This is a genomic window from Promicromonospora umidemergens, from assembly GCF_024171995.1.
Lineage (GTDB): Bacteria > Actinomycetota > Actinomycetes > Actinomycetales > Cellulomonadaceae > Promicromonospora > Promicromonospora umidemergens.
In genome coordinates this window covers 161,282-175,725 of record NZ_JAMTCT010000014.1, presented here as the reverse complement: position 1 = coordinate 175,725, position 14,444 = coordinate 161,282, and the positions used below count along the sequence as shown (strand labels likewise).

Below are 14,444 nucleotides of genomic sequence, written 5' to 3'. Positions count from 1 at the left end.
CAGCACGGGAGGGCACAGCTGTGACGAAGGGTGCAGCGCAGGGTGCGGGGCGAGGAACGAGCCACGCGCCCGAAGCGGAACACAAGGAACAGCACACCAAAGGACAGCCTGTGCGCGGGACCGCACTCGTGCTTCCCCTGTTCGACGCCGACGGCCGGGTCACCGGGTCCGAGGCCATCGAGCTGAACGCCCCGGGACCCTGGACCACACCGGCGCGGCCCATCGAGTCCCGTGTCGCCTTCGCCGCGGCGCACGTGGTGCCGCAGGTCGGCGCGGAGAACGTCCCGGGCGCGCCCGCCGTCGTCGACTGGGACTCGACCCTCGCCTATCGGCACCGGATCTGGGAGCACGGTCTCGGTGTCGCGGACGCCATGGACACGGCCCAGCGCGGCATGGGGCTCGACTGGGCGGCTACGCAGGAGCTCGTGCGGCGCTCCGCCGCCGAGGCCGCGTCCGTGAACGCGCGCGTCGCCTGCGGCGCGGGCACCGACCAGCTCGCGCCCGACGTCGTCGCCGGGCTGGAGCCGGGTGACGCGGGCCTGGCCACGGTGGCGGACGCCTACCGCGAGCAGGTGCACCTGGTGCAGGAGGCCGGGGCACAGGTCATCGTCATGGCCTCGCGTGCGCTGGCGAAGGTCGCCCGCGGCCCCGAGGACTACGCCCGCGTGTACGACGCCGTCCTGGCCGACGCCGAGCAGCCGGTGATCCTGCACTGGCTGGGCACCATGTTCGACCCGGCGCTGGCCGGCTACTGGGGCTCGGACTCCGTCGACGACGCCACGGCGACGTTCCTCGACCTGGTCCGGGCCCACCAGCCGCGGATCGACGGCGTCAAGGTGTCGCTGCTCGACGCCGCCCACGAGGTGGGCCTGCGCCGGTCGCTCGCGTCGCTGCCGCCGTCGGACGCGGGGACGAGGCCCCGGCTCTACACCGGGGACGACTTCAACTACCCCGAGCTGATCGCGGGCGACGAGCAGGGCCACTCGGACGCGCTGCTCGGCATCTTCGCCGCGATCTACCCGGCCGCCTCCACGGCGCTCCAGGCGTTCGACGCCGGGGACGCCGCGGGCGGGCACAAGATCCTGGCCTCGACCGAGGCGCTGGGCCGGCACATCTTCGCCGCGCCCACGTACTACTACAAGACCGGCATCGCGTTCCTGTCCTGGCTCAACGGGTTCCAGCCCGGGTTCTCGCTGGTGGGCGGCCTGCAGTCCGGCCGATCGCTGCGCCACCTGGTCGAGCTGGCCCGGCTGGCCGACGGCTGCGGCATGCTGCTCGACCCGCCTCTCGCGGCCACCCGCCTCCGCGCCTTCCTGACGACGAACGGGGTGACGGCATGAGCAGGGCCTCCCTGAACACCGCCACCGTCAAGCACGCCTCGCTCGCCGAGGCGTGCGAGGCGGCGGCCATGGCGGGCTTCGGCGCCGTCGGGCCGTGGCGCAACGTGGTGCAGGACGTCGGTGCGGCGCAGGCTGCGCGCATCATCGCCGACGCCGGGCTCCGCGCGTCGTCGCTGTGCCGCGGCGGGTTCCTCACCGCGGCCGACGACGCCGGGATCCGCGCCGCGCTCGACGACAACAAGCTGGCCATCGAGGAGGCGGCCACGATCGGCACCGCTGAGCTGGTCTTCGTCGTCGGCGGGCTGGTGGGTTCGACGCCGGGCGGGCCTCCGGCGTCGGGCACCGATCGGGACCTGGTGGCCACACGCGGCCGCGTGGCCGACCGGATCGCCGACCTGGTGCCGTTCGCCGCCGAGCACGGGGTGCGGATCGTGCTGGAGCCGCTGCACCCGATCTTCGCCGCCGACCGGGCGGTGATCTCCACGCTCGCGCAGGCGCTGGACCTGGCGGCGCCGTTCGCGGCGTCGGAGGTGGGGGTCGTGGTCGACACGTACCACGTGTGGTGGGACCCCTCGCTCCGGAAGTCGATCGCCAGGGCCGGGCGGGAGGACCGCATCGCGTCGTACCAGGTGTGCGACTGGGTGCTGCCGCTCGCGGCGGAGCCCCTGAACTCGCGCGGCCACGTGGGCGACGGGTACATCGACTTCGCGACCATCACCGGCTGGGTGCGCGACGCGGGGTACGTCGGCGACATCGAGACGGAGATCTTCAACGAGGAGATCTGGGCCCGCCCGGCGCAGGAGACCGCGGCGACAGTGCTGGACAGGTACGAGGGACACGTGGCCCAGCACCTCTAGCTGGGAGTGCAAGAGTCCGCTTCCACCAAGCGGTTGGGCCCGAATCTCAGTGGCTTTCCGGGCCTAACCGCTTGCTGGAAGCGGACCTTGTCAGCCGCCGGTCAGGGCTTCTGGCCCACCTCGTCCACGATGGTCCGTTCGACGATCGCGTACCCGTCAGCCATTCCGTCGGCGTAGGCGCTCGCACCACCGAGCAGGTCCTTGGTCTCCGGATCGAAGATCAGGTCCTGCCGGTAGTCCCCCTCCATGTCGACGCCGACGGCGATGCCCGGCCGTCCCGCCGCGTCCTTGACACCTGGCGTCACGATCAGCCCGTCCACCCGGCTCAGCGCTCCGAAGACCGCTGCCTGTGCCTCCGGCGTGAGACTGCGCAACACGTTGCCTGCGCTGATGAACATCGACCTCGCCGAGCCGTCGCCGTCGCCGTCGCGCAGCAGATAGTCGTACATCGCGTCGGCGTCGGTGGGCGCGTCCAGGTCGAGCTCGGGCTCCGAGCTGCAGTCGCCGCCGTCTGTGAGAGCCCGCTCTCGCCCACCATCCGCACAGGTGAACAGCGTCGTGTCGAGCGGATCCCCTACGGAGTACGTCGCCGTGGCCCGGCCGTCCTGGGTCCCGTCGACCGAGAACCAGCCCGCGTAGTCCTCCGAGATCTTCGTGGTGCCCTCTCCCACCACCTCGTACCGGTTGGTTCCCGTGGTGCGGTAGTACACGAACTGGTCGCCCCGGATCTCGTCCCAGGAGTCGTCCGCGGCGGCGACGGTACGGGTGGCAGCGGCCTGCAGGATCTCCGACGCCGACGCCGAACCGGGCGGTACCGTGCCGCCGTCGTCGTCCCACGGCATCGTGAGGGTCGCCGTCGGCGCGAAGAGCAGCCCCCCCGCGACGGAAGCCGCGAGGCCCAGTCCGACGGCCGCACGCACCGCGGGCCTGCGTGATCCTCCGGTCCGACGCCGGCTGCCCGGCCGTCCGTAAGCCGGCTCGCGCCGGTCACCCGGAGCCCGCACGGCCCGGAGCCGGCCCGTCCCGGCCGAGTGCCGGTACTGCCCGTCCGTCACGGCGACGGATGACCCCAGCTCCGCCGTCAACCGCGCCTGCGCCGAACGGAACGCTCCCTCGGCCTCGGCCTCCGACGGGTCCAGCAGCCCACCCGTCGTCTGCAGCGCTTCCAGCTCGCTCCCGCCGGGCTCCTGCACGGTCCACCTGGTGCTCGTGCTCATCGCGCGTCCTCCGCTTCGTCCCAGAGCCCACCCGGAAGCGCCGCGCGGACCAGCTTGCGTGCCCGGTGCAGCCGGGACCGCACCGTGCCCTTCTTGATGTCGAGGGTCGTGGCGATCTCCTCGTAGCTGAGGTCGCCCCACGCCCAGAGCAGCAGCACGTCCCGGTCGCCGGACCGGAGGCCGCAGAGCGCCTCGCCGAGCGCGCTCCCGGCGGCTCGGGCAGCGACGTTCGTGGTCGCCAGGTCGGCGAGACCGTCCTCGGGGAGCACTGTCCCCACTCGCGCCATGGCGCGGTACCGGGTCTCCTCCGCCCTGCGGTGCTGGGCGACCTCTCGGGTCGCGATCCCGAGCAGCCACGGCCGGGCGTCGGGCCGGTCCAGGTCGTAGGAGGCCCGGCGACGGAACGCCGCCACGAACGTCTCGGCCACCACGTCCTCGGCGTGCTCCGCGCCCACGCGGCGGTACGCGTACCGGTGGACCGTCCTCGCGTGCCGACCATAGATCGCCGCGAAGTCCTCCGGCTCGTGCAGGGACGACGCGATGAGCTGGGCGTCGGACCGACCGGCTTCGGGTGCGACGTCGGTGCCCACCAGCTCGGCGGCCGCCGTCATGGCGCCGCCCTGTCCCACGTCTCGTGCTCGTTCGTACGCATCGTGTCTCCCTGCCCGTCGGAACCACTGTCACCCAGGTATCCGCGTGGGGGACGGAATCGGTTCACGCCGGTCGGGAGACTCGCCCCTATCGTGCCGAACGGAGCACGAACCGGAAGATGCCCCAGACCGCGTACAGCAGCGGGGCCGCCGCGAAGCCCAGGCCCACCACCGGACGGGCCGCCAGGAGCGACACCAGCAGGCCGAGCACCAGCAGGGCCCCGGCCGAGAGGTACCAGCGCCGCACCCCGAGCACGAGGGCCGCGAGCAGCACCTCGCGCAGGCGAGCCCCCGGCATCTCCGGCACGGCGGCCAGGGCGAGCACAGCCGTCAGCACCGCCACGACGGCGAGCGTCACCAGCACCGGGATCGCTGCCGCGCCGACGGTGCGGCCCCAGAAGAACGCCACGTCCACGGCCGCGACGACGACCGCCCCCGTCGCGAGCGCCCCGATCGCCAGGCCCCGGCGCAGGTGCCTGCGCCAGGCCTGGGCGAAGGTGCGCACCACCGCCGTCGACCCGTCGGAGCCGAAGGCGCCGAACACGGCGAACGCCGCGGCGACGGCCGGGCCGAGCAGCGGCGCCGCCAGGGCGAGGTATGGCCAGCTCGCCGCGGGGTCCGTTGCCGCGACCAGCACCACGAGGGGCAGGCAGGCGACCGCAAGGAGCAGGTTCGTCATCAGCCCCGTGTAGACGGTGCCGAACACCAGCTCGTACGTCTCGGGCGCGATCAGGGGCCGACGCCGCTGCGCTGCCCCCGCGGCCTCCGTCGTACTCATCCCTTGACGCCCGTCGTCGCGATGCCCTGGATGAAGTAGCGCTGGCCGAAGAGGAAGATGAGCGCGATCGGCAGCACCGACAGCACGGAGCCCGTCATGACCAGCGCGTGCTCGGCGTTGTACTCCCCGATGAACGACTGCAGGCCGAGCTGGATGGTCCACAGCTCGCGGTCACGCAGATAGATGAGGGGACCGAGGTAGTCGTTCCAGGTCTGGACGAACGTGATGATCGTCAGCGACGCGAGAGCCGGCACCGACAGCGGCATGATGATGCGCCACCAGATGCCGTACTCGGAGAGCCCGTCGATGCGTGCCGCCTCCGACAGGGAGTCGGGGATGGACTCGTAGTACTGCTTCATCAGGAACACGCCGAAGGCGCCGAACGCCTGCAGCAGCATGATCGCCCACAGGGTGTTGTTGAGCCCCCAGCTCGAGAGCATCTGGAACTGCGGGATCATGTAGGACTGCCACGGCACCGCGATGGTCCCGATGTACAGCAGGAACAGCGCGTCCCGGCCGGGGAAGCGCATCTTGGCGAAGCCGTAGGCGGCGAAGCTGCCGGTCAGCACCTGCAGAAAGGTCACGGCGACGGACACGACAAGGGTGTTGCGCACCCACGTGACCATGTCGGCCTTGACCCAGATGTCGAAGTAGTTGCGCCACTGCACGGGATCCGGGATCCACTGCACCGGTGCCGTGAACACCTGGTTGTTGAGCTTCAGTGACGAGATCACCATCCAGGCGAACGGCAGCATGATGCCCGCCGCGGCGATGATCATCACCACGTAGAGCAGTACGCGGCCGGACCGCTGGAGCGCGGACGGACGGGCGGCCATCACGCCTCCTTCCGCTTGTTGTACAGGAACTGCACGACAGTCACGACGATGCAGATGAGGAACAGGACGACGGCGATCGCCGAGGCGTACCCGAAATCGAACTGCTCGAAGCCCTTCTGGTAGATGTACTGGCTGAGCACGAGGGTCGCCTGCCCCGGGCCACCGTCGGTCATGACGAGGATCAGGTCGAACACCTTCAGGCTCTGGATGGTGACCATGACGGTCACGAAGAACATCGTGGGTCGCAGGCAGGGCAGGGTGACGTTCAGGAACCGCTGCCAGGCGTTGGCGCCGTCGAGCCGGGCGGCCTCTTGCAGCTCGCCGGGCACCGTCTGCAGGCCGGCCAGGAACAGGAGCATGTAGTAGCCCATGTCCTTCCAGGTGCCCACGATGATCACGGCGGGCATCGCCCAGTCCTTGGAGACCGTCCAGCCGGGCACGTCGCCGTCGGTGAACAGGCTCAGGAACTGGTTGATCGGCCCGAACTCGGGGCTGAACAGCATGTTCCACACCACGGCGACCGCGACGATCGACGTGATGTAGGGGAAGAACGCCACGGTGCGGAAGAACGCGGCGCCGCGCAGCTTCTGGTTGAGCAGCAGCGCGAGGCTGAGGGACACCACGATGGTGATCGGGATGTGCAGCGCGGCGTAGTAGAACGTGTTGCCGAGCGCGATGTGGAAGCTCTTGTCGCCCACCAGCCGCGCGAAGTTGTCGAGGCCGACCCACTTGGCGGTTCCGAAGATGTTCCAGTCCGTCAGGGACATGTAGAACAGCGTGAACACCGGCACGAGGGTGAGCACCGCGAAGCCGAGGAAGTTCGGCAGGATGAAGGTCCAGCCGATCAGCGCGTTGCGCAGCTTGAGCGACGTACGTGGGGTTCTGAGCGGCGGCGGGGGCGCGGGCTGCGAGAACCCGAGGGTCCGCTGTCTGCCGACGACCGGTGTCGTCATGGGGGATATCTCCTCGTCGAGTGCGTGATGGTCCGGGGCCCGCGCGGGCCGGCTCTTGGTTGTGGGCGCGAACGTTGCGACTGTGCGTCCGTCTTGGGCGCATCGATCGCGCCCACAACCGAAGGAGTGGTTAGCCGACCTCGTTGGCTACGCGCTCCTCGGCCTCCGTGATGGCCTCGTCGACCGGCGTGGACTCCGACATGACCGCCGAGTGCATCTCGCCCAGGATGGTCTGGATGCCCGCCGTCGTCGGTCCTACCGGGTTCTCCGGTAGCGTCTCGTGCGTGGTGTAGGCGAACCGGGACAGGTCGTCCTGCGGCACACCCTCCAGCGAGAAGATCGCGTCGGCCGCCGCGTCGTCGATCAGCGCGGGCGTGATACCGATCTCGGCGAGCGCGGCAGCGCCGTCCGGGCCGGCGGCGAACCGCAGGAAGTCCTTGGCGGTCGCGATCTTCGACTCGTCGATCCCTGCGTTGATGCCCATCGTCGTCGGGTCGCCGAAGGTGACCGGCGTGTTCTCGGTGCCGGTCGTCGACTCGTCGAGCTGCGGCATCGGGGCGATGCCCCACTCGAACGTCTCCGCCGCGCCCGACTCCTGCTCCGCGACCAGCGTGCCGATGTACCACGAGCCCATGGGCATCATCGCGGCCTTCTGGGTGCCGAACTGCGCCTGGTAGGTCAGCTCGTTCGTGGTGACCGTCGCGTAGCTGGGCTGCGCGCCGGCCTCCTGCGTCGCGAGCTCACGCTCGTAGTACGGCGCGAGGTACGAGAAGTCGCCGCCGTCGATCGAGGCGCCCTCGGTCTGCGCGAGCGCGAAGCCCTGCACGGCGGACTGCCAGCTGTGCAGGTAGGTACCGGTGACCTGCTTCTCGTCGATGCCCGTGGTCAGCTCCTCCGCGGCAGCGGCGTAGTCGTCCCAGGTCCAGGACCCGTCGGGCAGGTCGACGCCGGCCTGCTCGAACAGCGCCTTGTTGTAGTAGAGCAGCCACGAGTCCTGGCGGTAGGGCACCGCGTAGGTCACGCCGTCGACCGCCATCGACTCCAGGCCGCCCGTCTCCGGGTCGAGCTCCGCCGCCACGTCCGAGATGTCGAGCAGCGTGCCGCCCTCGGTGAACGTGACGTAGTTCTTCAGGTTCTTCACGATGAAGACGTCCGGCGCGGCACCGGCGGACAGGTCGGCGGTGAGGGCCGTGTCGTAGTCGTCGCCCGCCGGGTACTCCTTGAGCTCCACGGTGACGTCCGGGTTGGCCTCGTGGTAGGCGTCAGCGAGCGTCTGGAACTCCGGCGTGGACGCGAAGTCCCAGCCGGCCAGGGTGATGGTGACCGGGCCTTCGGCGGCCGCGGGCTCGGACTCTCCGCCGCACCCCGTCAGGGCCAGCGACGTGGCGGCGGCAACGCCGACCGCGCTCATGATCTTTCGGTTCATCTCTACTCTCCTTCGAGTGATCTCGTTCTACGACGCCCCGATGGCGACCATCGGGTGCGCGTGGTTGGTCAGGGCAGGGTCGCCGTGGTCTGTTCCCCGTCCGGCCAGGTCACGACGGCCTGTCCGGTGGTGAGCTCGAGACGCGGTCGCCGGGTGGCGGGCGTGCGCGCCAGACAGATGCCGACGGCGGTCCAGCCGTCGGGGACCGGCGCGTACCGCGACCAGGGGGTGGTCGTCGGGCCGGCCAGCGGCGTGGCGTCGTCGGACGTCGTCTCGCCGCACACCGGGGCGACGTCGCCAAGGAGCGGTACCAGGGTCGAGACGAGCCCCGGACCGGCGGCCCAGCCGCCGATCCGCAGCGCGACGGCGTCGGCCGAGCTCTCCGAGACTCGCGCCAGACGCACCTCCCAGGCACCGCGGACGATCGAGACGGTAGTGATCCGCCCCGCCGCCGTGGCGGCACCGGGTCGCCCGGACCCGTGGTCCGGGACGGAGAGATCGGCCTCGACCCAGTGCACGTCGGCGACGGACCCGAGGACCGCCGCTGCGCCGACGGCCGAGACCTGCACGGGCTCGAAGCCCGTGCGGTGGGTCGCCTGGCCCGTCGCGGTCAGGAGCGCTACCGACTGGTCGAGCGGCGAGGCCCACGCCTCGGCGTCCAGCAGCGGCGAGGTCGCCGTCGAGTAGCCGAACCGCGCGTACAGGGGCGAGTCACCGCCGTCGGCTCCCGGCACGGCGTGGTCGGTGCCGTGGTTGATCACGCGCGCGATCCCGTCGTCGCGCGTGGTGCTGATCGCCCAGCCGGGCGCGGTGGCGACGGTGAGCACGTCGCCGACGTCGGCGGGGAGCGGCTCGGGTGCGGCCGTCCACACCTCGTGCGACGCCGGGAGCGCGAGGCCGAGCAGGCCCTTGCTCGCCCAGTAGGGCGAGCCGGGGCCGCTGTAGCGCTGCGCGATGGGGCGCCACGGGTGGTGCCAGCCGAGGGTGAGGAGCCCGTCCGGCCCCGGCACCTCGTGCTCGGCGAAGTGCCGCACGATCCGCGTCGCCGCCTCCCGGAGCTGGCCCGGCCTGCCGACGCCCGCGAAGGCACCGGCCCAGAAGGGCGCCGCGGCCGCGAACCGGTAGGTGAGGCTGCGGCCCTGGATCAGCGGGGAGCCGTCGGACCCGACGAGGGCCAGCGCGTCGTCGAGGTAGCGCGCCAGGTGCTCGCGGTCGCTCGCGGACCGGGCCGCAAGGTCGTCGCCCGCTGCCGCCGCGACCTCGGCCGCGCCCGACATCCGCGGCCACAGGGCCGGGTACAGGTGCAGCGCCCAGCCCGCGTAGTGGTCGAAGCTCCGCTCGGGCCCGTCGGCGAACCAGCCGCCCGGGCGGCGGAACCGGTCGTGCGCGGCGAGGTCGTGCACGACGTCGTCGGCCGAGAACGGGCCACCCACCGACCGCAGGAAGGTCTCCACCACGATCCGGAACCAGACCCAGTTGTTGTCCGGGTAGTCGGGGTCGCCCACCACGGACGCGAGGTATTCGACGGTGCGTTCCTGCACGTCGGGCGAGAGGCGGTCCCAGATCCAGGGGCGCGTCAGGTCGAGGATCAGGGCGAGGGAGGCGGCCTCGACCTTGGCCTGGCCGTGCTCCTCTGGCCGCGTCCAGCGCTCCGGGTGGGCGGAGTCGGTCCCAGCGGCCAGCCCGGCCGCGTACCGCTCGGCGAGCCCCGTCGGGTCCGCGCCGTCCTCCCCCGCGAGCCGGAAGCCGGCCAGCAGGAAGGTGCGCGCGAACCCCTCGAGGCCGTCGACGGCGGTGCCGTACCCGCCGGGCGCGCCGGGCAGGGTGATGAGCGAGCCGCTCGGTGAGGTGTACGGCCGGACCCCGGCCAGGAGCCGGTCGGCGTAGCCTGCGAGCCAGGCGCGGGCCTCTGGCCCGGTCTGCATGGCGGGGACGTGGCGGCTCATGCGACGAACTCCATGTCGGCGCGGGTCACGGCACTCCGCGGAGCGTCGCCCCGCGCGTACCGCTCCAGCTCGTCGAGCGCTGCGGCGGTCATGCGCCGCGTCTCCGTCCCGAGCGACCCCGCGATGTGGGGCGTGATCATGACGTTCGGCAGGTCGTACAGCACGGACGACGCCGGCAGCGGCTCCGGCTCGGTGACGTCGAGCATCGCGTAGATGCGGCCTCCTCCGCACTCGAGCTCCAGCGCGGCGGTGTCCACGACGGCGCCTCGCGCGGTGTTGATGAGGGTGGCGCCGTCCGGCATGAGGGCCAGCTCGCGTGCGCCGATCAGCTTGCGCGTCGAGGGCAGCTCGGGAGCGTGCAGGGAGACGATGTCGGACGCCGCCAGCAGCTCGTCGAGCGACACCAGCCGGGCACCGGCCTCTGCCACGGCGGCGGGGTCCGCGAACGGGTCAGCGACGAGGATCTCGCGGGTCTCCGGGCCGGAGCCCGGCACGGTCAGCCGTTCCACCACCTGGCGCCCGGTCCGGGAGAAGCCGACGATCCCGACGACCCGGTCGCGGTTCGAGAGCACGCCGTGCTCGCCGAGATAGGACCAGTCGTCGCGCCGCGTGCGCGCGAGGTTCGCGAGGAACGGTGCCTTCTTGCCCGCCATGAAGATCGCGGCCACCGTGAACTCCGCGACCGGCAGCGCGTTCTCCGCCACGGCGTTGGTGACGAGCAGCCCGCGCTCCCACACGGCGTCGGACACGAGCGGCCGGACCGTTCCCGCGCAGTGCAGCACCGCACGCAGGTTCGGCGCGAGGTCCAGCACGTCCTGGGTGACCCGGGGAGCGCCCCACGACGTGAGGAGCACCTCGACGTCGGCCAGCCGCTCCTTCGCCTCTGGCGTGTCATAGGCGGTGACGCGCACCGGCTCGCCGAGCCGCGCGAGCTCACGCAGCCGGGTGTCCTCCTCAGGACCGAACTGCATACGCCGGGCTCGGTCATCCATGACGAGCAGGACCTCAGGTCGCCGCACCACCGCTCTCCTCCCCATCGAGTGTCACGTTCGCCGGAACACCAGACGAACAGTTCCGATCAACTACGATCGGACGATGGCCCATTGAAGCCCACGTCGCACGCGCTTGGCAAGCCCCTGGACCTTCTCAAAGACTTCCTATACGATCATTTTCGATCACTGGAGGACAGCACATGACAGCAGCGTCGCTGCCAACGCCCGATGTCACCGACCGGAGCTTCTGGACATCCGACCAGGTGACAGCGGACTGCGGCCCCACGCTCGCGGCGGCCGACGCCGAGCGCGGCGCCCCCTGGCCGCAGCCCCTCGCCTCGCAGTACGCCCGGTTCTTCCGCGACGGCGACCGCACGGTCTACGAGGCGCACGTCGCCGCCCGGCACGCGCGCCTCACCCGTGCCACGCTGGCTGCCCTGGTCGACCCCAGCACCGAGCGCGTCGACGAGGTGGTCGACGGCGTGCTGCTGCTGTGCGAGCAGTCGACCTGGTGCTGGGCCGCGCACGACGACACGTTCGACCGGTTCGGCCGGGTCACGCCCACCGTGACCGAGCCGTACCTCGACCTCGGAGCCGGCGAGGTCGCCGCGCAGCTCGCGTGGGTCGACCACCTGCTCGGGCCGGCGCTCGACGAGCGGGCACCCGGCGTCCGGTGGCGGGTCCGGCAGGAGACCCAGACCCGGGTGCTGCGGCCGTTCACCGAGCGGCGCGACTGGTGGTGGCTCGGCGTCGACCACCCGATCATGAACTGGAGCCCGTGGATCCAGGGCAACGTGCTCGCCGCCAACCTCGCGCTGGAGGAGGACCCGGACCGGCGCAGGGCCGTCTCCGCGCTCGTCGCGGAGGGCATCGCCGCCTACTGGTCCTCGCTGCCCGCCGACGGCGGGGTCGACGAGGGCTACCACTACTGGTGGCAGGGCGCCGCCCGCGCGCTCGAGGCGCAGGACCTGCTCGGGTTCGCCGGGATCGAGCCGGAGCCGGCGGCGCTGGACCGCATCCGCGCCACCGTCACCTTCCCGCACTCCATGCACCTCGGCGGCGACTGGTACGTCAACGTGGCCGACGGCGCCGCGCGCCCGCTCGCGACCTGGCCCTGGAACATCGTGCACGCGTGGGCGCTGCGCGTGGGGGACGACGCCGCAGCGCGCCACGCGGCGTCGTACCGCGGGCTGCCCGGCGGCCTGTTCGACGAGCGGGCGTCGCTCCCGCGCGCGGTCCGGATGCTGTCGGACCAGGCCTGGGCCGGCGCGCCGGCCGGCGCGCCGGCCGGGACGCCGCCGCTGGTGCCGAGCGCAGTGTTCCCGTCGACGGGCGTGGCCGTGGCACGCTCCAGCGCCGGGACGACGCGCGGCCTCGCCGTCTCGGTGAAGGGTGGGCACAACGGAGAGAACCACAACCACGTCGACGTCGGCTCCGTCATCGTGGCGCTCGACGGGGTGCCCGTGGTGGTCGACGCCGGCAAACCGACCTACCGTGCCGGGACCTTCGGACCGGACCGGTACGCGTCGTGGGTGGTCCGTGGCGACTGGCACAACGTCCCGCGGGTGCGCGGGGTCGAGCAGGCGCCGGGCGAGCAGTTCGCAGCCCGCGGCTTCGCGGTGTCGGACGCCGCCGGCGCCCCCGACGCCGGCGCCGACGTCGAACGTAGGCTTGGTCGCACTCTCAGCCCTCAGAGAGCGACTGACCCTACGTTCGACGACGAGACGCGGGAGCGCGCCTGGCGGGCCCGGGTCGACCTCGGCGGGGCCTATCCCGTGGACGGGCTCGAGTCCTGGTGGCGCGAGGTGGTCCTGGACCGGGCCGCGTCGGCAGTCACCGTCGAGGACACCTGGTCCTTCTCGGCCGCATCCACTGCGGTCGCCAGCCCCACGACCGGCGACGACCTGGCCGGCGCCCCGACCTCCGACTGCCGGACGGCGTGGCACTGGCTCCTCGCCGGGGACGTCACGCTCGCGCCCGGCAGCGTGCTGGTCCGCTCCACCGCGGTCGGCGGCCCGACCCCGGCCGACGGCCCGACGTCGGCCCGCGCGCTCACCATCAGCTGGGACCCGGAGGCGGCCGACGCGGAGCTCGACGTGCGCGAGCTGGACGACCCCGAGCTGACCGCCGTCTGGGGCGAACACCTCACCAGGTTGCGGCTGACGGCGCGCACAGAGGCGCCATCTGGCACATTCCGGGTAACCATGAGACCCACCGGGTCCGGATCGCAGGAGGTTGTATGACGGAGGAAGCTCCGCTACCGAGCGAACGTCGGGCGCGCCTCATCGCGCGGGTACGCGAGACCGGGTCGGCACGCGTGAGCGACCTGTCGCGCGTGCTGGGCGTCACGCCGGTGACCGTGCGGCGTGACCTCGCCCTGCTCGTCGCCGAGGGCACGCTGGAGAAGGTGCACGGCGGCGCCCGGATCCCGGCCGGCGCGGCGCGCTCCGCCGGGGCCGCCGAGCCGGAGGAGTCGGGCGACGGCGGGCTGCCGACGATCGGCATGGTCGTGCCGTCGCTCGACTACTACTGGCCCGAGGTGATCCGCGGTGCCCGTGGCGCAGCGCACGGGGCGGCGCGGCTGATCCTGCGCGGCGCGTCCTACGACGTGGACCAGGTACGACGCCAGGTCACGGCCCTCGTCGGGGACGACGGCGCCCCGGGGGTCGACGGCCTGCTCGTCGCGCCACCCGTCGAGGGTCCTGACGCCACCGAGCTCGGCGAGTGGCTCGCCGGCCTGAACCTGCCGGTGGTGCTGATGGAACGCCGGCTGGCGGCGGGGCGGTATCGCGAGCCGCTCGAGTCGGTGGCCACCGACCACGCGCTCGGTTCGGGGACGGCGGCACGGCACCTCGCGGAGCGTGGGCACCGGCGGGTGGGGCTCGTGACCTCGCGGACCCCGCACACGACCGCCATCCGGTCCGGGTTCTTCGCGGTGGCGGACGAGCTGGGCCTCGACGTCGTGCTGGACCTGCAGACCGTTCCGCTGTCCGACGCCGGCTGGGCCGGTGACGCCGCGTCCGTGCTCGACAAGTGCACGGCGACCGGGGCCACCGCGCTCCTGGTGCACTCCGACCGAGAGGCGATCTCACTGGTGGAGCAGGCCCAGGAGCGCGGCATGCGGGTACCCGCGGACCTGGCGGTGGTCGCCTACGACGACGAGGTGGCAGCCCTGGCCGACCCCCCGCTCACCGCGGTACGGCCGCCCCGGGCGGCGATCGGCGCGGGCGCGGTGGAGCTGCTCACGCGCCGGCTGGGCATCACGCGGGCGGACGGCGAGAGCACGCGTGACGACGGCGGTGCCGGCAGCGACCCGGCGGCCGGCGCGGACCGTCCGGTGCACCGCATCGAGCTGAGCCCGCACCTCGTCGTGCGTGCGTCGAGCGCGGCCCGCGCCTGAGCCAGGGAGAAGACCGGCAGGACTGCGGCCCTGACTCGGTGTACCCGGT

12 protein-coding genes are annotated in these 14,444 nt (G+C 72.3%); 4 read left to right on the top strand and 8 right to left on the bottom strand.

What is annotated here, in order from left to right:
* Positions 1 to 110: 110 nt before the first annotated feature.
* A complete protein-coding gene (locus APR04_RS20325; protein ID WP_372496145.1) occupies positions 111 to 1,340 on the top strand; it encodes a dihydrodipicolinate synthase family protein in 1,230 nt (409 codons plus the stop codon).
* Positions 1,337 to 2,197, top strand: a complete 861-nt coding sequence (locus APR04_RS20320) for a sugar phosphate isomerase/epimerase family protein (RefSeq protein WP_253873646.1) — start codon at positions 1,337 to 1,339, stop codon at positions 2,195 to 2,197. Before APR04_RS20325 ends, APR04_RS20320 begins: the two co-directional genes overlap by 4 nt.
* Positions 2,198 to 2,298: 101 nt before the next feature.
* On the opposite strand, the gene APR04_RS20315 is transcribed toward APR04_RS20320, so the two are convergent.
* The 8 genes from APR04_RS20315 to APR04_RS20280 form a co-directional block, all read right to left on the bottom strand.
* Positions 2,299 to 3,414, bottom strand: a complete 1,116-nt coding sequence (locus tag APR04_RS20315; protein WP_253873644.1) for a CU044_5270 family protein — start codon at positions 3,412 to 3,414, stop codon at positions 2,299 to 2,301.
* Positions 3,411 to 4,043 (bottom strand): RNA polymerase sigma factor, encoded by a 633-nt coding sequence (locus APR04_RS20310; RefSeq protein WP_253873642.1) that lies wholly within the window; start codon positions 4,041 to 4,043, stop codon positions 3,411 to 3,413. The genes APR04_RS20315 and APR04_RS20310 overlap by 4 nt, the downstream gene beginning before the upstream one ends.
* A gap of 109 nt (positions 4,044 to 4,152) precedes the next feature.
* On the bottom strand, positions 4,153 to 4,842 hold the full coding sequence (locus tag APR04_RS20305; protein ID WP_253873640.1) for a DUF624 domain-containing protein: 690 nt from the start codon (positions 4,840 to 4,842) through the stop codon (positions 4,153 to 4,155).
* A complete protein-coding gene (locus APR04_RS20300) occupies positions 4,839 to 5,678 on the bottom strand; it encodes a carbohydrate ABC transporter permease (protein WP_253873638.1) in 840 nt (279 codons plus the stop codon). Before APR04_RS20300 ends, APR04_RS20305 begins: the two co-directional genes overlap by 4 nt.
* Positions 5,678 to 6,631 carry a carbohydrate ABC transporter permease gene (locus APR04_RS20295; protein ID WP_253873636.1) on the bottom strand — a complete coding sequence of 318 codons (954 nt, stop codon included), beginning with the start codon at positions 6,629 to 6,631 and terminating at the stop codon, positions 5,678 to 5,680. Before APR04_RS20295 ends, APR04_RS20300 begins: the two co-directional genes overlap by 1 nt.
* Before the next feature lie 130 nt (positions 6,632 to 6,761).
* On the bottom strand, positions 6,762 to 8,057 hold the full coding sequence (locus tag APR04_RS20290) for an ABC transporter substrate-binding protein (protein ID WP_253873634.1): 1,296 nt from the start codon (positions 8,055 to 8,057) through the stop codon (positions 6,762 to 6,764).
* A 68-nt stretch (positions 8,058 to 8,125) separates the two neighbouring features.
* Positions 8,126 to 10,003, bottom strand: coding sequence for a DUF2264 domain-containing protein (locus tag APR04_RS20285; protein WP_253873632.1), 1,878 nt, complete (start codon positions 10,001 to 10,003; stop codon positions 8,126 to 8,128).
* A complete protein-coding gene (locus APR04_RS20280) occupies positions 10,000 to 11,022 on the bottom strand; it encodes a hydroxyacid dehydrogenase (protein WP_253873630.1) in 1,023 nt (340 codons plus the stop codon). The genes APR04_RS20285 and APR04_RS20280 overlap by 4 nt, the downstream gene beginning before the upstream one ends.
* Before the next feature lie 173 nt (positions 11,023 to 11,195).
* Between APR04_RS20280 and APR04_RS20275 the strand changes: the two genes are divergently transcribed.
* Positions 11,196 to 13,238, top strand: coding sequence for a heparinase II/III family protein (locus APR04_RS20275; RefSeq protein ID WP_253873628.1), 2,043 nt, complete (start codon positions 11,196 to 11,198; stop codon positions 13,236 to 13,238).
* Complete coding sequence (locus APR04_RS20270) at positions 13,235 to 14,395, top strand: substrate-binding domain-containing protein (protein ID WP_253873626.1); 1,161 nt, start codon at positions 13,235 to 13,237, stop codon at positions 14,393 to 14,395. Before APR04_RS20275 ends, APR04_RS20270 begins: the two co-directional genes overlap by 4 nt.
* The last annotated feature ends 49 nt before the right edge of the window (positions 14,396 to 14,444 follow it).

What these genes read in the sequence shown, in the direction of transcription:
- APR04_RS20320 (WP_253873646.1), top strand. Translation starts at nt 1,337, where the DNA reads ATGAGCAGGGCCTCCCTGAACACCGCCACCGTCAAGCACGCCTCGCTC.
- APR04_RS20315 (WP_253873644.1), bottom strand. Translation starts at nt 3,414, where the DNA reads ATGAGCACGAGCACCAGGTGGACCGTGCAGGAGCCCGGCGGGAGCGAG.
- APR04_RS20305 (WP_253873640.1), bottom strand. Translation starts at nt 4,842, where the DNA reads ATGAGTACGACGGAGGCCGCGGGGGCAGCGCAGCGGCGTCGGCCCCTG.
- APR04_RS20300 (WP_253873638.1), bottom strand. Translation starts at nt 5,678, where the DNA reads ATGGCCGCCCGTCCGTCCGCGCTCCAGCGGTCCGGCCGCGTACTGCTC.
- APR04_RS20295 (WP_253873636.1), bottom strand. Translation starts at nt 6,631, where the DNA reads ATGACGACACCGGTCGTCGGCAGACAGCGGACCCTCGGGTTCTCGCAG.
- APR04_RS20290 (WP_253873634.1), bottom strand. Translation starts at nt 8,057, where the DNA reads ATGAACCGAAAGATCATGAGCGCGGTCGGCGTTGCCGCCGCCACGTCG.
- APR04_RS20285 (WP_253873632.1), bottom strand. Translation starts at nt 10,003, where the DNA reads ATGAGCCGCCACGTCCCCGCCATGCAGACCGGGCCAGAGGCCCGCGCC.
- APR04_RS20275 (WP_253873628.1), top strand. Translation starts at nt 11,196, where the DNA reads ATGACAGCAGCGTCGCTGCCAACGCCCGATGTCACCGACCGGAGCTTC.
- APR04_RS20270 (WP_253873626.1), top strand. Translation starts at nt 13,235, where the DNA reads ATGACGGAGGAAGCTCCGCTACCGAGCGAACGTCGGGCGCGCCTCATC.